The 18032-nt window shown below is 65.9% G+C and carries 15 protein-coding genes; 6 read left to right on the forward strand and 9 right to left on the reverse strand.

Annotated features, from left to right (window positions below; genetic code table 11):
* Genes ACZ60G_RS25040 through ACZ60G_RS25055 form a run of 4 tightly spaced genes read right to left on the reverse strand, consistent with a single transcriptional unit; the run spans window position 1 to window position 5148 of the window.
* Entirely contained in the window at window positions 1-1266 is a 1266-nt protein-coding gene (locus tag ACZ60G_RS25040) for a CHAT domain-containing protein (RefSeq protein ID WP_465812758.1), read from the reverse strand.
* The gene (locus ACZ60G_RS25045) at window positions 1263-2798 is read right to left on the reverse strand and encodes a tetratricopeptide repeat protein (RefSeq protein WP_465812760.1); all 1536 of its coding nucleotides are present in this window, start codon (window positions 2796-2798) and stop codon (window positions 1263-1265) included. The genes ACZ60G_RS25040 and ACZ60G_RS25045 overlap by 4 nt, the downstream gene beginning before the upstream one ends.
* Window positions 2798-3829 (reverse strand): hypothetical protein, encoded by a 1032-nt coding sequence (locus ACZ60G_RS25050; RefSeq protein ID WP_465812762.1) that lies wholly within the window; start codon window positions 3827-3829, stop codon window positions 2798-2800. Before ACZ60G_RS25050 ends, ACZ60G_RS25045 begins: the two co-directional genes overlap by 1 nt.
* Complete coding sequence (locus tag ACZ60G_RS25055; RefSeq protein ID WP_465812944.1) at window positions 3829-5148, reverse strand: hypothetical protein; 1320 nt, start codon at window positions 5146-5148, stop codon at window positions 3829-3831. The genes ACZ60G_RS25050 and ACZ60G_RS25055 overlap by 1 nt, the downstream gene beginning before the upstream one ends.
* A 146-nt stretch (window positions 5149-5294) precedes the next feature.
* On the opposite strand from ACZ60G_RS25055, the gene ACZ60G_RS25060 reads away from it, so the two are divergent.
* Complete coding sequence (locus ACZ60G_RS25060; protein ID WP_465812764.1) at window positions 5295-5837, forward strand: lipoprotein LpqH; 543 nt, start codon at window positions 5295-5297, stop codon at window positions 5835-5837.
* 163 nt (window positions 5838-6000) lie between these two features.
* Window positions 6001-6819 carry a hypothetical protein gene (locus ACZ60G_RS25065; RefSeq protein WP_465812765.1) on the forward strand — a complete coding sequence of 273 codons (819 nt, stop codon included), beginning with the start codon at window positions 6001-6003 and terminating at the stop codon, window positions 6817-6819.
* 59 nt (window positions 6820-6878) lie between these two features.
* Here ACZ60G_RS25065 and ACZ60G_RS25070 read toward each other — a convergent pair whose 3' ends face one another.
* Window positions 6879-7124: a hypothetical protein gene (locus ACZ60G_RS25070; RefSeq protein ID WP_433523562.1), complete on the reverse strand. Its 246-nt coding sequence runs from the start codon at window positions 7122-7124 to the stop codon at window positions 6879-6881.
* Window positions 7125-7391: 267 nt separating this feature from the next.
* Between ACZ60G_RS25070 and ACZ60G_RS25075 the strand changes: the two genes are divergently transcribed.
* Complete coding sequence (locus ACZ60G_RS25075) at window positions 7392-9461, forward strand: PhoX family protein (protein ID WP_465812767.1); 2070 nt, start codon at window positions 7392-7394, stop codon at window positions 9459-9461.
* Between the two features lie 65 nt (window positions 9462-9526).
* Here the strand turns inward: ACZ60G_RS25075 and ACZ60G_RS25080 are convergent, their stop codons facing one another.
* Window positions 9527-10201, reverse strand: a complete 675-nt coding sequence (locus ACZ60G_RS25080; RefSeq protein ID WP_465812946.1) for a glycoside hydrolase family 25 protein — start codon at window positions 10199-10201, stop codon at window positions 9527-9529.
* Between the two features lie 188 nt (window positions 10202-10389).
* The gene (gene ggh, locus ACZ60G_RS25085) at window positions 10390-11727 is read right to left on the reverse strand and encodes a glucosylglycerate hydrolase (RefSeq protein WP_465812769.1); all 1338 of its coding nucleotides are present in this window, start codon (window positions 11725-11727) and stop codon (window positions 10390-10392) included.
* 202 nt (window positions 11728-11929) lie between these two features.
* On the opposite strand from ggh, the gene ACZ60G_RS25090 reads away from it, so the two are divergent.
* The gene (locus ACZ60G_RS25090; protein WP_465812770.1) at window positions 11930-12625 is read left to right on the forward strand and encodes an SDR family oxidoreductase; all 696 of its coding nucleotides are present in this window, start codon (window positions 11930-11932) and stop codon (window positions 12623-12625) included.
* A 155-nt stretch (window positions 12626-12780) separates the two neighbouring features.
* Window positions 12781-13551, forward strand: a complete 771-nt coding sequence (locus ACZ60G_RS25095) for a polysaccharide deacetylase family protein (protein WP_465812948.1) — start codon at window positions 12781-12783, stop codon at window positions 13549-13551.
* A 109-nt stretch (window positions 13552-13660) separates the two neighbouring features.
* Here the strand turns inward: ACZ60G_RS25095 and leuS are convergent, their stop codons facing one another.
* The gene (gene leuS, locus ACZ60G_RS25100; protein ID WP_465812772.1) at window positions 13661-16510 is read right to left on the reverse strand and encodes a leucine--tRNA ligase; all 2850 of its coding nucleotides are present in this window, start codon (window positions 16508-16510) and stop codon (window positions 13661-13663) included.
* 128 nt (window positions 16511-16638) lie between these two features.
* Between leuS and ACZ60G_RS25105 the strand changes: the two genes are divergently transcribed.
* Window positions 16639-17046 carry an SdpI family protein gene (locus ACZ60G_RS25105; RefSeq protein ID WP_465812773.1) on the forward strand — a complete coding sequence of 136 codons (408 nt, stop codon included), beginning with the start codon at window positions 16639-16641 and terminating at the stop codon, window positions 17044-17046.
* 255 nt (window positions 17047-17301) lie between these two features.
* On the opposite strand, the gene ACZ60G_RS25110 is transcribed toward ACZ60G_RS25105, so the two are convergent.
* The gene (locus tag ACZ60G_RS25110) at window positions 17302-17712 is read right to left on the reverse strand and encodes a cupin domain-containing protein (RefSeq protein WP_465812775.1); all 411 of its coding nucleotides are present in this window, start codon (window positions 17710-17712) and stop codon (window positions 17302-17304) included.
* Window positions 17713-18032: the final 320 nt, after the last annotated feature.

The raw sequence follows: 18032 nt of genomic DNA on the forward strand, positions 1-18032 counted from the left end.
TCAGGTGCGGACGGTGGCGAAGGCGGACCAGAGCAGGGGGGAGTGTTCGATGGCGTGGGTGGTGCGCCAGGCGGTCAGGCGGGATCGTTGCCAGGTGGCGAGGGCGGTTACCGGGTCCGGGTGTTCGTGGGCGGCGTCGATGGCACAGATGGCGTCTTGCAGGGGGTGGGCTTCGGGGGGTGCGCCGGCGAGGCGTTGGAAGGCGAAGTCGGTGGGGAGCGGCCAGCGGCTGGCGGTGACCAGTTCGGCGCCGCCGTTGATCATGGCGGCGACCAGGCCGAGGGCCTCGCTGAAGCGCATATCGCCGCCGCTTTCGCAGGCGATCAGGGCGACTCGGCTCGGAATGGGCCAGAGTTGTGGTCCGGCAACGGGTTCGGTGGTCAGGGTGTGGGTGCCGAGCAGTAGGTCCTTGGCCGAGAGCGGGCGGTGCGCTCGGACGGGGGTGGCGAAGCCGATGGATTCGGCGTCGCAGGCGAGGTGTAGTTCGGAGGCTTCGCTCTGGCCGGATTCGGGGGCTGCGGCGGTTACGTGGCCCACATAGGTCAGGCGGCTGGCACCGCCGCGTAGCGCTTCGCTCAACCAGCCGCGATCGATATCCGTGCGGCGGAACGCGTCGATCGGATCGTCGACCGCGGGCAGTAGTCGGCCCGCGGCCGAATATTCGGCAACCCGTTGGGCGAGTGGGGCTTTGGAGTCCATGCGGCCGAGGACGGAGCCGAGCGCGGAATCGGCGCGAAAGCCCGGTACGCGCGGGTCGAGTACGGCCACCACCGGCAATGCGCCGGTCTCGGACCAGGTGCGCGCCGTGCGGTCCGGACCGTGCACAATGCTGGCGGGAGCGAGCAGACTGATATCGGCGATATCCACCAGGCGCAGTTCCGGGCTGGGAGCGATGATCTCCCACGGAATCTGAGCCACCCGGGGCGAGGGTTGCAGTCGAATATGTGGACGCACACCGCGCACCTGCAGGTCATACAACTGAGCTGCCAGGCCATAGGGCAGCAGTGCGCGGGAAAGTGACTGTGCGACAGGATATTCCGTGTCATACGAGGCGAAAGCGCCAGTGGTCATGGCACGTTCGAGCCCGTCGGGCATCGCCGGATTCGGCAGCGCTTGCGCGAACTGCTGCACGGCATCGGTGATCGCATCCCCGGGCAGCATGCTCGCACCCTGGGCGTATTCGTTGCGCGACCAGCGCCACGACATGTACAGATCGTCCGCATCCGCCATCCGCACAATGACGGTCGGCTGTTCCGTGACGGTCATGCGGGCAGCACCCGGCTGTCCCGCACCGGATGCCCGTACCGCAGCTCGGCGGCCTCGATATATCCGGCCAATGCGATATGTCCGTCCGGTGCGACGGCCACCCGCGGCGGTGGCACCACCGGCAGTCCGGCGCTCGCCGCGACCGAGGCCAGCGCCGTGCCCAACTGCGGTGCCGACCCACTCTGCGGCCCGGTCCCGACCTGTACCGTGGGTTGTGCCGGTTCAGCTGGTGGATCGAATAGTTCGAGCGGCAGCCGCGGTGGCGCGCCGACTGTCGATCTGGCGATATCCAATGTCGTACCCGCGCACTGTGTTTCGATGAGGTCCACGATCAGCGGACCATTGCCGGACAGATAGGCGAACCGGAAAGCCATCCGCATTGCCGGATCGGCGATCTGGCGGTTCCATTTCTCGCGTTGATTGCCATTGGGCAGGGTGTAGCGCACGGCATCGATGGCCAGCGCAGACGGCACCGCGAGACCGATTGCCCGCCCCAATAACTCGGCATCCGGGGATTCGGCCGCCTCGATGACCGACTCCAACAGCGCCGCGTGCCAGAAATCGATTTGGGCACAGTGCAATCCGAGACCGCGCTCGGCATACGCGGCGAAGGCCTCGCCGATGAGGGTCTCGCCCTCGCCGTATTGTCCGTTCGAATACGCCACGGTCGCCAGGCGCACTCGCACATCGGCGGCATCGAGCACCGCACCGGATTCTCGAAAATAGTCGAGGCCGCGGCGATAGAGCTGATGCGCCGCATCGGTATCGCCACGGCCCTCGGCGAGAAACCCCAGGGTCTTGAGGCCGACGCCCGCGCGATATCCGAGTTCGGCGCGCTCGAAATACTCCTGGCTGGACCGCAGCGGCGGTTCCGCCTCGTCGAACCGATCCAACCTGACGTACATGACGGCCAGATTCTGTTCCGTCTCGGCGACGGCATTGCGATCGCCGGCGGCATCGAAGGCCGCCAGCGCCTGGCCCATGAAGTCGACGGCGAGTTCGCGCCGTCCGGTCTCGAAGTAGATTCCGCCGAGCGTCGAGAGCGGATGTCCGGCCAGGTGCGGCGCGAAACGCACCGCCGCATCCAATGATTCGGTGGCGAGTTCGATGGCGTAGGCCCAGCTCTGGCGATGGAATGCCACCGCGGTCAGCGATAGCAGACAGGCCACCCGCTGCATGCTCTCGTCATTGTGTTCGGTGAGCAGTGCGCGTGCCTGCTCCAGCGCCTCCTGCGCACCATCGAGATCGCCGACGTGCTGCAACGCCTGGGAGAGGTTGATCAGTGCGGCGGGCCGCTTTTCGATCGCGTCCGCGGGCATCTCCGCGAGCGCTTCGCGGAACATGACGATCGCCCCGGCATGATCGCCGAGTTCATCGGACATACTCGCGGCATTGACCAGCGCGCTGACCCGCAGGCCATCCGCGCTGGTTCTTGCGATCTCCTCGAACAGCCGCCTGGCCTCGGCTACATCGCCCCGCTGATAGGCGGCCGCTCCTTCGGCAAGTCGCTCGCGACCGTCATCCACAGGCATCAGAAGTCCGAATCCGATGCGGCGGCGACAATTTCGGCAAGAAGAGGTGCATCGACCGCATCATCCGCGGCGGTAGCCCGACGCAGCCGTGCGGCCGCGAGCTCACGAATCTGTCGCCGGACCTCGGGACCACCCAGCTCGGATGCGCCGGGCGCGCCGACACCGGGTACGTAGACATCCACCGTCGAAACGGAATCCGACGGCGTGGTGGCCGCGCCGGTCCAAAGATCGCCGACCAGATCCAGCTCGGCCTCGGCGGTGCCGACCGGTGTGGTGATGAGGGCGCGCGGGTGCAGGTATGCCGGTGCGTCCGAGCGCAATTGGGGCGCGGCTACCGCGGTGACGCGGACCGTCGTAGTGCCCGAACTCCGGGTCGATTCCCAGGACACGGCCCGTTCGGACGCGTCGATGAGGCCGGGCGGGCATCGCCGCCAATCCCATCCGCCCGTGCCGTGACCGAGCGACAGCGCCCCGGCCGGACGATCGGCCCCGCCACCAGCGGCGAGCGCATAATCCGCTGCACGAGTCGGTATTTCGACAGAAAGAGGCAACTCATCGTCTGCGCCTGGCTCGTCATCACCGAGGAGCGGTTCGCACTGCGTGCGCAGTGTCGCTATCTCCTGGTCCAGCAGCAGATCGTCGAGCGCAGTGATGCCATCGATCGTCGATGCCGGCCACCAGCGCGCGGCCCAATACGCGAACCCGAGCCGCCAGGCAGCGGCCACCAGATTCGGCACCGCGGGGTCGGCTACGTCGGTGAATTCGGTGCCACCGCTCTCGGTGTCGGCGATGGCAACGGCAATCCGCTCACCGTATACCGCCCACAACCAGTCCTGAGCGAGCTCGACATCATCGATCACTGCCGCTGGAATCGTCTGTCCGGCAAGCAGACTCCACGACAGATGACCGCCGACCACCTCCAGCGCCATCGCATCGATCGCCGCGGCACCGTCCAATACCGTCGGCGCTCCGTCAGGCGCGATGATCCAGATTCCGTCCCTGGCCGGTTCGATCCGCACGATCCCGCTCATCAGCTCGCCCTCGATTCCGCCGGATCCGACTCGGTGACCAGGGAACTTACACTCAGCGCCTGTTTGACCCGCATCCGATGGTCCAGCATGACCGAGCGCGCCACACCGTCGAGCAGATCCCACAGCTCGTCCGGCTGGTAGACGCCGAACTCCCGGACATCGCGTCCGTGCAGGCGAACCCACAGCCGCCGCAAATATGGCCGCCACGGTGTGCGTAGCTCGGTCGCGATGGCCGCCAGTGGGCCGCTCGGCATTTCGATATCGGTGCGCACCGCGAGCCGCCGGGCCTGCAGGACATATGCCTCCCGCTGCCAGCGGCTATTGATCACACGATGCGCCGCGGTTTCGGCCGCTGCCGACTCCGCGCTATGCAATGCGATCGGCCGCAACCCGAGCGCGAGCGCGGCCCCAGCCGTCGCCGCGACCCGTAGTGATTCATCCAAAAGCGCCCAGGGCGAACAACTTCGGGCGATCTCGGTGGTCACCAATTCCGGAATGGGCGGCAGTTCGGCCCGTTCGCTCGACGCTTGCAGCACAGTGAATACGCGCTCGTAGATGGTGCGATCGAATGGCAGCCCGAGACTGGCCTTCGAGGCCGACGAACCGAGCGCAGGTGGCTGCGGAATCGGCACCGCGGTCAGCCCCAGCCGATGTGCCGTCGGCTCGAAGCTGTTGTCCCATAGTCGGATGCCGCCGTGCGTCCCGGCATGGGCGGCGACGAGCTGATCGAAAGTCCGCTGCCCGTCGGCGCTCCGGCTGTCACGCGCCGCGGCCGCATCGAGTAGCGCCGCGAACAGTTCGGCGTGCTCTCCGGTCGGACCGCCCACCGGACGTCGTCCCCACGCGATATCGATCAATGAGCCGAGTTCGGTAGTCCGCGCACCCGCGGTGATGTACTCCTTGAGCGCCTGTGTGGTGCGCCCCGCCGCGAATTCGTGGACGTCGCGCAGTGTCGCCTCGGCACTCGCCCGGTCTCGGTCCGGATCCGGCATACCCGATGTGGTGGCGAGTTCGAAGGCGCGCTGGAAATACAGATCCTGCGGATTGCCCTCGGTGATCCGCAGCGCCCGCCGGACCTGTTTGAGCAGGGAAAACCAGGCCGCAGTCGCGCGCAGCACGTCTGCGGCGGCATGGATTCGAGTGGCGAGCAGGACAGCGCCGTCGGCGGTAAGGGTCGGGCCCGCGCACAGCGGATTCTGCACGGGGCGGATGACCAGTGGATCCAGGATGAGCTTCACGGTCCGCCGCAGCGGCCCGCCGTGGGGTCCACTCAGCGGTTCGACGCCCTCGAGTCGGCGCCAAACCTCGTCCAGCACCATCGCGCGCGGCCGTCGCATTCGACCAGGTTAACGGAACTTCCTCCGTTTCAGACTCCGAAAAACCTGGGATCGGTAGGGCGCGTTCGATTCCTACCTTTCTCGTATCGGCCCAACACCGGAGCCGAACGAAGCAAAAGGAACAGATCATGAACACCAAGCCGGTCCGCATCTCCGCCGCCGCCCTCGCCGCCTCGGCCGCCGCCTTCGCCCTCTTCGTCACCGGATGCAGCGACGACTCGGGCAGCTCGCCGACCACCTCGGCCAAGCCGGGCACCTCGGCCGCCCCGGCGCCGGCGTCGGGCAAGTCGACCGCATCGGTCGACGGCAAGGCGCTCGACGGCAAGTTCGATACCACCTGCGCCAAGCAGGGCGGCACCCTCGCCCTCGCGCTCAGCGACACCAACAACGCCACCTACGGCACCCTGAGCGTGAGCGCCTCCATCACCGGCACCGACAACGTCCAGGCGGTCGCGGTTGCGGGCAGCAAGGGCGGCGCCAACGGCCTGCCCTACGCCCTCGGCTTCGGCAACGGCATGCCCGGCGGTTCGGCCAAGGTCGTCAAGGACGGCAACACTTACAAGGTCACCGGTGAGGGCGTCGGGGCGCCCGACCTCACCAATCCGACCGCAAGCCCGAAGAGCTCGAAATTCGACATCACCTTCGCCTGCTCCACCGTGGTCGGCGGCTGACCCGCACCATGACAATTCCGCTCACAGCTCCGCCTGGCTGACGCTCGGCTCCCGCCGTGCGCGGAGGCGCGCTGCGTCTTCAGTTCGCTCGCTGGCCCTCGCTCACGCCCCTTGACATGAGGGGCGTGAGCGGGCACAAACCACTTCATACACAGGAAAAACCATGAAAATCATCGCCCGCTCGCTCGCCGCCGCCTTCTTCGTCCTCTCGATCGGCTACTACCTCTGGCACGGCCTCACCTACACCAGCTACGGCCCCTTCGACGACGGCACGCTCGCCTGGGTCGGACCGCAGATGGCGCTGCCGATCATCGCCCTGACCATCGTCCCGATGGTCTTCGCCTTCACCGGCGAGGGCATCGGGGAGGGCATCATGGCGGCCTTCACCGGCAACAACAACAGCTCGGCCTTCCGTGATGGTCTGGTCGGCATCGGCACCATCAAGTCCTTCCGCCAGACCGGGCTGACCGTCAATGATCAGCCGCAGATCCGCATCGACTTCAGCGTCGAGGGCGTCGACGGCAAGATCTTCCACTCGCACGCCAAAATGATCGTTCCGCTCACCGAGCTCGCCCTACTCCAGCCCGGTGTCGTGCTGCCGGTGCGCTATCTGCCCGATCGCACCGACAAGGTCGAGGTCGACCGCTCCGGCGATATGTCGGCAGCCCAGCGCGCCATGAACGAATCCATGATTCGAAAGGGCTTCACCACCAAGGCCAAACTCGATATCGCCGAGCGCGGCATTACCGCTCAGGCCGTCGTGCAATCGCTTGCGGTGCCCGGCGAAATTCGCAACGGGTATTCCAAGATCGAGCTCGGCCTGGTCGTGACCCGGCCCGACGGAACGACTTTCACCGCGAGTGTGGACAAGTTCCTGCCGCCCGCCAGCGTGGCCCAGGTGCAGGTCGGTCGGATCATCCAGGTGCACTATCTGCCGGAGAACGAACAAGAGGTCGTGATCGCACTGCAAGTCAATGCGTAGCCCCGGCACAGAATGTTGCTCTCGTTCATCACCGAACGGGAGCAATATTTGTTTGTGCGTCAGAAGACGCGGTGGCTGAAGAAGCTGTGCTGGCAGGTGGGGCGCTTGCAGACCGCACCACCGCCCGGGATGAACCCGACACAGGTCGGGTGGGTACACCTGTTGCAGCCACCGTCGCCGTCTTCGCCCATATGGTCGTGGTCGACGAGTACGACGCGGGCCTCGGCCACCGCGCCCGCGAGAATCGAATCGAGATAGTCCAGCGCCTTCGAGGTGAGCTGGGGTTTTCCTCCGGACAAGGTCATCGCACTACTCCTGACTCGGTACTCATGTCCTTGATCTCGATCTTCCTCCTGCCAGGGGAGACGCACACGAGTAGCACGCTACGCAAATTGAGGGTTACCTAATTGGTCGGTCGTTCATCTTACTGTTTCCTGTGGATTGCCTGAGCGGCTTACGGTGCGCCGGTCAGCACTATGTCAGGAGTTCATCGTGAGCGAGCGAAGCGAGCGAACCATAAGCAGAGGCCACCTCGGTGGCACGACGGAGCCGAGCGCTAGCGAGGCGCAGTCGTGACACCGAAGCCCCTGGCCCTGTTCGTCAAGCGGGACGGCGCGCCGAAGCGCTCGGCCATCACCTGTCAGTACAAATGCGGCAACGCCTGCTTCCACGAGGTTCCGAACACTTCCGAGAACGAATACTTCGGCGATATGGTGCGCGCGGCGCTGACGCGGCGCGGCATGCTGAAGGGCAGTGCGGGGGTTGTGGTCGCGGTCGGCGCGGCCGGTGTGCTCGCGGCCTGCGGAGACGACAAGGTCGAATTGGCGGCGGGCGGCTCGCTGGTCGACGGTGTGCCGGTCGGCACCAACTTCGCACCCGTCGCGGCGAATTCCGATGACGCACTGGTCATTCCGGAAGGTTACGAGCACAACGTCGTGATCCGCTGGGGCGACCCGCTGTTCGCCGACGCGCCGAAGTTCGATGCGAACGCCCAGTCCGCGGCCGCGCAGGCCAAACAGTTCGGCTTCAACAACGACTTCGCCGCGCTACTGCCCATCGAGGGGCAGGCGAATACCTACCTGCTCGTGGTGAATCACGAGTACACCACCGAACCACAGATGTTCAAGGGCTACAACAAGGAAGAGCCCGCACTCGAGCACTACCAGACCGCCATTGCCGCGCATGGTCTTTCGGTGGTCCAGGTCAAGGGCGTATCCGGAATCGGCAAGCTGACACCGGAATTCGGCAAATACAACCGTCGCATTACCGGCACCACCGAATTCACGGTCACCGGTCCCGCCGCGGGCAGCGCCTTCCTGAAGACGAGCGCCGACCCGTCCGGCGCCAAGGTGCTCGGCACCCTCAACAACTGCTCCGGCGGCCTGACCCCTTGGGGCACAGTGCTTTCCGGTGAGGAGAACATCAACCAGTACTTCGCCAACGGCGATAAGGTGACCGACGAGGCCGCCAAGGCCAGGCTCAAGCGCTACGGCTTCCCGAACGGCGCCTCCGAGCGCAAGTGGGAGCGGCACGAGGCGCGCTTCGATCTGGCGAAGGAACCCAACGAGGCCAACCGATTCGGCTGGGTCATCGAGGTGAATCCGTGGGATGCCGCGGCCGCGCCGATCAAGCACACCGCGCTCGGCCGGTTCAAGCACGAGGCCGCGACCATTCACGTCGCCAAGGACGGCACCGTCGTCGCCTATATGGGTGATGACGAGCGCTTCGACTACATGTACAAGTTCGTCTCGTCGCGAAAGGTGCAGTCCGGCAACGGCCAGGCGAGCATGCGGCACAACCTGACGATTCTGGACGCGGGCACGCTGTACGTCGCCAAATTCACCGGCGATCACCCGGACAAGATCGACGGCAATGGCACGGTGCCCTCGGATAAGGGCTTCACCGGTACCGGCCAGTGGATTCCGCTACTGGTCACCGGCGAGGACGGCAAGGCCACCTCGAAGGTGGACGGCTTCACCGCCGAAGAGGTTTCGGTATTCACCCGATTGGCCGCCGATAAGGTCGGCGCGACCAAGATGGACCGTCCCGAGGATTTCGAGGCGAACCCCAAGTCCGGCAAGGTCTATGTCGCGCTGACCTACAACGAGCAGCGTGGCGCGCAGGGCAAGCCCGCCATCGACGAGGCGAATCCGCGCAATATCAATAAATTCGGGCAGGTGCTCGAACTCGACGACGACCACGCGGGCACCACATTCACCTGGAATATCCTGATGCTGTGCGGTGATCCGAAGACCACCGACACCTACTTCGCCGGTTTCGACAAGGCCAAGGTCAGCCCGATCGCGGCACCGGACAATCTCGCCTTCGACGATTACGGCAATCTGTGGATCTCCACCGATGCCTCACGCGCCAACGGCGCCAATGACGGGCTGTTCTCGGTGGTGCTCGACGGGCCGAATCGCGGTGAGACCAAACAATTCCTGACAGTCCCGTTCGGCGCGGAGACCTGCGGTCCGACGGTGTCGGAGCAGCGGGTCACCGTGTGCGTCCAGCATCCCGGCGAGCGCGATGACGCGACCGCGGAAAAGCCCGCCTCGCATTGGCCCGATGGTGGCGATAGTCTGCCCAGACCCGCCGTTGTCTCGGTGTGGAAGAAGGGCGGCGGGCGAATCGGCGCCTAGTCGATTTCCCGCGCAACACACGAAACCGCTACTCGAACCTGCAGGGAGTAGCGGTTTCGTGCTGTTCAGCCCATATTGGCGTAGCGCGCGAAATCGCCTTGGGCGCCGCTGTATACGTTGACATCGGTGCCGCCCGCGATACCGGGAATGCGACCGCTGTCGGTGGTCTGCCAGAACGTCCAGGTCTGCCAGCCACCCGGGACCTCGGGTTGTTCGTTGCCGCGGTAGTCGGCGATCCAGAGCGGATACCTGGTGAACTCATTGGTATTCGCCATGGCCGACTTCCAGAAATTCGGATAGGTGTAGACGATCGGCACCCGTCCGGTCAGGGCCTGCACGGTATTGAGATACCGATGCGTCCAGTCGATCAGTGCGGCCGGACCGAGTCCGCCCGTATTCTCCAGATCGAGCACCGGCGGCAGATCCAGCGGCCCGTTCTGTCCGAGCACGACCGTCGCGTACAGCGCCGCCTGCGGCTCCGGCGGCAGATTCGGCCGCGCGTAGTGATACGTCCCGCGCGCGACCCCCGCCGCCCGCATCAGCAAGCTGTCCGGCACGAAATACGGATTGACGTAATTCACGCCCTCCGTCGCCTTCAGCATGGCGAAGGCGTGCCCCGCGCTTCGCACCGCGAACCAGTCGATGAACCGGCCGTCGACATGCTGCCACGACGACACATCGGGCCCGCTCGGTTCGGCCACCGCCGTGCCCGCCGAAGTAGCCATCAGGATGCTGCCCATCGTGATAGCGGACAACGCCACAGCGCGAGTGGATCTCCAACGAGTACTATCCATGCTGTTCGACGATAGCGACCATCACTTGATGTGACCAGAGTTACATCTGAGGTATTTGCACAGTATTCACTCGCCGCCCGTTGGGGCCGCTTACTTCAACGGCGGCCCCCATTGTCGCGACCGGCCCGGATGCGTCAGCCGAGCCAGTCCAGGACCGAGGCCGCGGTCCAGGACTGCTGCATGCTGCCGAGGGGTTCGCCGGTGAATGGTTCGTAGTATTCGGCGAAGCTGCCGTCGCTGGCTTGGCGCAGACCCTCGGCGCGGAGCATGAAGGAGCGTTCGGCCCAGCCGCGGCGGGCGAAGACCCAGGAGAACAACCAGCTCATCACCGGCCAGACCGGGCCGCGCCAGTATTCGCGGGAGCGGAAGTCCTTGGAGACCGGCGAGGTGGACGGCGGCAGGGCGTAGCGCAGATCCGGATGGCCGCAGAAGCGCGGGCCCTCGAACAGGCGCAGCAGACTGCGTTCGGTGTCGCGGGGCAGGCCGCCGCACAGCAGCGGGGCGAACATCGAGAGGGTCTCGGTATTGATCCAGCGCTGGAGGCGCACGTCGAAATCCCGGGCCGCGCCGGTTCGGCCGTCGGTGGTCGCGACCACGCCGGTGCGGAAGCGTTCCGCCCACGAATACAGTTCGCGGACATCGGCATGGGGCTGCTTGTACTCCTCACCGATATTGGCGAGGACCTCACACGCCAGCGCGAAGATGGCGGTGACGAAGACATCCTCCACCGCGAAGCTCATCGTCGAGGCGAGCTGGTAGTCGTCGTATCCGGCGCGGCGCATCTGCTCGACCAGCCACAGATAGCGGTCGTATTCGCGATCGCTGGGCCGCTGCGATGTGTCCGAGACCACCAGCAGATCCTCACGCTGATACGGCGGCAGATCGCCGGGCGTCACATTCGCATAGGCCCGATCCCAGCGCGGCGAATTGTCCATCCCGGATTCCCAGCCGTGATACAGCGTGATCCGGCCGCTCTCCTTGGGGTCGCGGGCATGGGCCAGCCAGCGATGCCAGCGCACCAGATCGGGCCAGCGCCGATTCAGGAATTCCTCGGCCACCGCCCTGGTGCTGCGGCCGTGGCGGCGAGAATGGTCGAGGATGCGCTGCACCGCGATGGCGTGCACCGGCGGCTGGGTGATGCCGGAGGTGTCCGGACCGTCCGGGGCATTGGCGGCCAGCTTCTTGCACTCCCAGCGGGCCGGGCCAGGGAAGTAGCCGTCCACACCGTTGGCGAAGACGATGTGCGGGATCATCCCGTTCTTCCACTGCGCCGAAAGCAGGGTGTCCAGTTCGATGACCGCGCGCTCGACACTCAGCGGGGCAAGACCGACCGCGACGAAGGCGGCATCCCAGCTCCACATGTGCGGATACAGCCGGGGTGCGGCACTGGTCATGGTGCCCAGATCATTGCCCCGTAGCAGGTAGGCGGCGCGAGCCGCGAGCTGTGTTGGGGTGAAACCCGGGTGTGCCATCCCCCTATTTTGCGATGACACCCGCAAGTACGCCCGCTCAGTGACTCGTATCTCGTCCTGGTGCGCCCTGGTGGCCAGCTGTTGTGCGCCGGATCTCACTCTGCATGCCCCGTCCGTGAATTCCACTTATTCGCTTTATGCATCCATCGCCGCGCGTGCGGGTAGTGCTACCGCCCGCTTCGGTGGCCGATACGGTGACTCCATGACCACCGCCGTGACCAGCACACCGAAGCCGACCGCGCTGATCACCGGCGCCAGCCGCGGGCTCGGCGCCGCGATCGCTCGCGAACTCGCACCGACCCACGACCTGTTGCTCGGCGCCCGCTCGGCCGAGGCGCTGCGCGCGATATTAGGCGAACTGCCCGGCGCCACCGGATGGCCGGTCGAGTTGACCGACTATTCCGCAGTGGCGGAAGCTGTTTCGCCGATTCAGCGCCTGGATGTGTTGGTACACAACGCCGGTATCGCGGACCTGGGTTCGATCGCCGAATCCTCGGTGCAGCAGTGGCGAAATACCTTGGAAGCCAACGTGATTGCCATCGCCGAGTTGACACGGCTGCTACTGCCCGCATTGCGCGCGGCCAACGGTCATGTGGTGCTGATCAATTCGGGTGCCGGACTGCGAGCGAATGCGGGTTGGGCTTCCTACGCGGCGAGCAAGTTCGGCTTGCGGGCTTTCGGTGACGCGCTGCGGTTGGAGGAGCCGACGCTGCGGGTGACCTCGATCCATCCCGGCCGCATCGATACCGATATGCAGCGGGAGATCATCGCGGGTGAGGGGCGCGAGTATCGCGCGGAGGAATTCCTCAGTCCGGAGACTGTCGCGGGGACCGTGCGTGCCGCGATCGACACACCGCGCGACGGCCATCCGACCGAGATCGTGCTGCGGCCCTACTGAATTGATGTCGTTTTCTTGACATGTTGTTCCGAGGTTCAGCTCGGGGACAGTTTCGCTCGGTAGCTTCGCGCCTGTTACCTGCGCGATTGCGTCGATGGGGCGGCGGTGCGCTGATAGAGCGAAGCTAGAGGGTTCGAATCGTGGATAGACGGCGGTTGCTGACAATGCTTGCAACAGGCACCGCGCTGGCATTGACCGGTTGTGTGCGGGCCGAGGGGGAGCCGTTCGACACGGGTTCGGCGGGCAGCGGGCCGATACTGCCCGCGCCGCTGCTGCCCCCGCCGCCGATCGGACCGAAGACGCCGATTCCGGCGCAGACCATCACCGCACTGCCGGGCGGTGGCACCAATATGGCGCTCACGATCGATGACGGTGCGAGTCCGGAAGTCGTCGGGGCTTACATCAAATTCGCCAGGGACACCGGCGCGCGGTTCACCTTCTTCGTGACCGCCTACTACGACTCGTGGGCGATTCACCGAGATGCATTGCGGCCCATGGTCGATTCCGGTCAGATCCAGCTCGGCAATCACACCTGGGACCACGCCGATCTGACCAAGCTGTCCGCGTCGGGCATCTCCTCGCAGTTGGGGCGGGCGAAGTCCTTCCTGTGGAACAACTTCGGTGTGGACGGCACGCCCTACTACCGGCCGCCGTTCGGTCGCCACAACGGCACGGTCGATCGGGTCGCCGCGGATCTCGGCTACACCGTGCCCACCATGTGGTACGGCTCGCTGTCGGACTCCGGTGTGATCACCGAGGATTACCTACTGGAGTGCGCGCGTAAGTATTTCAATCCGCAGACGATCGTCATCGGGCACGCGAACGCGCCTGCGGTTACGCACGTCTACGGGCAACTGGTGGACATCATCAAGGAGCGCAACCTTTCGATGGTGACGCTGAACGACGTGCTGCTGCCGCGGCGCTGACAGGCGGCGGCGCAAACGGGCTTGCCCGTCGCGCTGACAGCGCCCGCCACACACGGATTTGCCCGCCGCGCACGGTGGCGGGCGACCCGTTTGCGGCGGTGGCCCGCGCCTACGCGACGATATTGATGAGCCGCCCCGGCACCACGATCAGCTTGCGCGGCGCATTCCCGCCGAGCAGTGCCGTGATCTTCTCATCGGCCAGCGCGGTCGCCTCGATGGTCGCGTTATCGGCGTCGGCGGGCACCTGAATTCGGCTGCGCACCTTGCCGTTCACCTGAATCGGGTACTCCACCGACTCCTCGACCAGCAGCGCCGGATCCGCCGCCGGGAACGGGCCGTGGGCCAGGGATTCCGTGTGCCCCAGCCGTTCCCACAGTTCCTCTGCGATATGCGGTGCCATCGGCGCCAGCATCAGCACCACCGGCTCCACCACCTCGCGCGGCGCGCCCGCGGGGTAGCTCTTGGTCAGATGGTTGGTCAGCTCGATCAGCTTGGCACCGGCGGTGTTATCGCGCAGCGCGGCGTAATCGTCGTCCACACCCGCGATCGTCTTGTGCAGCAGGCGCCGCGTCTCCTCCGACGGCGCCGCGTCGGTGACCCGGACCGCGCCGGACTCCTCGTCGACGACCAGTCGCCACACCCGCTGCAGGAACCGGTGCGCACCGACGACATCTTTGGTCGCCCACGGCCGCGACGTATCCAGCGGCCCCATCGACATCTCGTAGAGGCGGAAGGTGTCGGCACCGTAGGTATCGCACATCTCGTCCGGCGAGATGGCGTTCTTCAGCGACTTTCCGATCTTGCCGTACTCCTGGAACGCCTCGATCTCGATGCCGGTGGTGGGATCGGGGAAGTAGTGCTTGCCGTCGCGTTCGATGATCTCGGCGGCGGGCAGATACGCACCGCGCGCGTCGGTGTAGGCGTGCGCCTGGATGTAGCCCTGGTTGAACAGGCGGCGGTACGGTTCGTAACCGCTCACATCACCCAGATCGAACAGCACCTTCTGCCAGAACCGCGCGTACAGCAGGTGCAGCACCGCATGTTCGACACCGCCGACGTACAGATCGACGCCGCCCGGATCGTTCGGGCCGTGCTCCGCGGTGCGCGGGCCCAGCCAGTACTGCTCGTTCTCCTTGGCGCAGAACGCGTCCGCGTTTGTCGGGTCCGCGTAGCGCAGCTGATACCAGGAGCTGCCCGCCCAGTTCGGCATGACATTGGTGTCGCGGCGGTATTGCTTGGGACCGTCGCCCAGATCCAGTTCGACATTCACCCAGTCGGTGGCCTTGGCCAGGGGCGGCGACGGTTCGGAGTCGGCGTCGTTCGGATCGAAGGTGACCGGTGCGAAATCGTCCAGCTCCGGAAGTTCGACCGGCAGCATGGATTCCGGCAGTGCGTGCGGTGCGCCGTCCTCGTCGTAGACGATCGGGAACGGCTCACCCCAGTAGCGCTGGCGGGCGAAAAGCCAGTCGCGCAGTTTGTACTGGACGGTGCCTTTACCGTGGCCGTCGGCCTCCAAGCGGGCGATGACGGTGGCCTTGGCCTCATCTACGGCCAAGCCGTTCAGATAATCGGAGTTCACCAGCGCGCCGTCACCGGCGTAAGCCGCGGCCGAAATATCCCCGCCGGAAATGACTTCCACGATCGGCAGGCCGAATACCGAGGCGAATTCCCAGTCGCGCTGATCGTGCCCGGGCACGGCCATGATCGCGCCGGTGCCGTAACCGGCCAGCACGTAGTCGGCGATGAAGATCGGCACCTGGGCACCGTTCACCGGGTTCGTCGCGTAGGAGCCCAGGAAGACGCCGGACTTCTCCTTGTTCTCCTGTCGCTCCAGATCCGATTTGGCCGCGATCGCCTTGCGGTATCCGGCAACGGCTTCCCGAGGGTCACCGGCGTCCTCGAAGGTCCAGCGCGGATCGACGCCCTCGGGCCAAGCCTCCGCGGTCAGCCTGTCGACCAGCTCGTGCTCGGGCGCCAGCACCACATACGTGGAACCGAACAGGGTATCCGGCCGGGTGGTGAAGACCTCGATCTGCTGACCGTCGGCGTCGAATTTCACCTGTGCGCCACGGGATCGCCCGATCCAGTTGCGCTGCATGGCCTTTACGTTCTCCGGCCAGTCCAGGTGGTCCAGATCGTCGACCAGCCGGTCGGAGTAGGCGGTGATGCGCATCATCCACTGCCACAGCCGCTTCCGGAATACCGGGAAGTTGCCGCGCTCACTGCGGCCGTCGGCGGTGACCTCTTCATTGGACAGCACGGTGCCCAGACCGGGACACCAGTTGACCACCGAATCGGTTTGGTACACCAGGCGATACGAGTCGAGCACCTCGGCGCGTTCGGCCGCGGTCATATCGTTCCAGGCGCGGCCGTCGGGGGTCGGCCGGGCACCCGAGTCGAACTGCGCCTGCAGTTCCGCGATCGGGCGGGCGCGGTCCAGATCCTGGTCGTACCAAGCGTTGTAAATGCGCAGGAAGATCCACTGCGTCCACTTGTAGTACTCCGGATCGGTGGTCGCGAACGAGCGCCGACGGTCGTGGCCCAGGCCCAGCCGGTCCAGCTGACGCTGCATGGTGGCGATATTCGACTCGGTGGTCTGGCGCGGATGCGCACCGGTCTGCACCGCGTACTGCTCGGCGGGCAGACCGAATGCGTCATAGCCCAGCGCGTGCAGCACATTGCGGCCGTGCATCCGGTGATAGCGCGCGAAGACATCGGTGGCGATGTAGCCGAGCGGATGCCCGACATGCAGACCCGCGCCGGACGGGTACGGGAACATGTCCTGGACGAACAGCTTGTCCGTCGGCGTCGCGCCCGCGAGCGGGCCTACCGGGTTCGGCGCGTGGAAGGTCCCGCGCTCATCCCAGGTCCGCTGCCACCGGCGCTCGATGCGGCCGGCGAGGCCGGCGCTGTACCTGTGCTCCGGTACATCGCTTTCGGTTGCACGAGTGTCCGCCACGGTCCTGCCTTCTTGTTCTCGCCGATCCCCGTCATAGATGTGCCTATCAGGGTAGAACGTCCGGGCTTATACACCGAAAATCGGGCCGGGCTGGATCCGGCGTGGCGGCGGTGCGCTAGCCTCCTTAGGTGTTCGTCGTCGCTCTCACCCTGTTCGTGCTGGCCATGGTCGCCATCGCAACCGGCGTGCTCGGACTGACCGGCCGGCTGCCACGCAACCGCTTCGTCGGGGTGCACACCGAGGCGGCACTGCACGACGAGGAAACCTTCCGCATCGCCAACCGTGTCGCCGCCCCCACCTCCGTGGCCGCAGGCGCACTGCTGTTCGCGGGCGGCCTCGTCGCCCTGGCCGCAGGTGGTTTTCCGGCGCTGATCGTTGCGGTGGTCACAGCCACGGTGGCACTGTTCACCCTCGGCGCGGGCGCGAATGCCGCAGCTCGTGCCGCCGAGGAGCTCGTTCCCGCCCAAGAGATCGGTGGCTGCGGTTCTTCCTGCGGTGCGTGCTCGTTGCGCGACGCCTGCGCCCCGACCAACTGAGTGCGGCTCGGGACCGCCCGATTACTCGGTTGCCCCGGGTCGGAGTCGCGCTCGAACGAGCCAGTGCCCCGTCCAGATAGGTTGCCGCGTTATCCGGTCCGGCTCGCTCGCCGAGCGCAGTCGAAACGCGGCACGACACGCCCCGCAGCACCGCCATATGACTGCGCTCGGCGGATCTCGATTACCGGCACTAGCTACTCGGCGGCTTCTCTGCTGCGCGGCAGTGCGCTGATGTGCGCACGGGACTGGTCAGCGCTATTGCTCGGCGCACTCAGGCGGATCGACGTGACGCGATAGCGGGCTGCCGACCGGGTTCAGGTACAGCACGAACAGGGTCACCGGTGTCGTCCCGAGATTGCGTGCCACATGGGGATAGGACGGGCCGCTGGGCTCCCGGAAGATTCGGCCGCGCCGGTAGGTGACCGGGACACAGTCCGAGCCCGGATGGTCGAGCGTGCCGCGGGCGACCAGCACCAGCAGCGTGCCATCGTGATAGTGCCAACCACTGGTTCCACCCGGTTCGATGACCGTCTGCCGACCGATGAGCTCACGCCGCCCCAGCGTGAACCGGAACAGCACCCGACTCGCCGTCCCGCGCGCCGGTGCCGCATTCACCTGGAACTTCCGCCACCTCGTCACCACCCCATCGAACCACCGCGTAATCATGAGAAGTTCCTATACCGGAGTGTGTCGGATGACTCGAGTACCGGCAGGTGTCGGATGACTCGAGTACCGGCAGGTGTCGGATCACTGGAGTACCGGCAGGTGTCGGATCACTGGAGTACCGGCAGGTGTCGGATCACTGGAGTACCGGCAGGTGTCGGATCACTCGAGCCGTTCCAGCAATTCGGCGTGCCGTTCTGTGGTGTGAGTCGGCATCGCCTCGAACACTTCCTCGCTCAACATGCGCTCGTCGTCACCATCGAACATCATCGCCATAACCTGCATGATGCCCGTTGGAGGCGGCGGCGCAGTGGAAACCGCAC

This window comes from Nocardia sp. NPDC102475 (genome assembly GCF_055584605.1).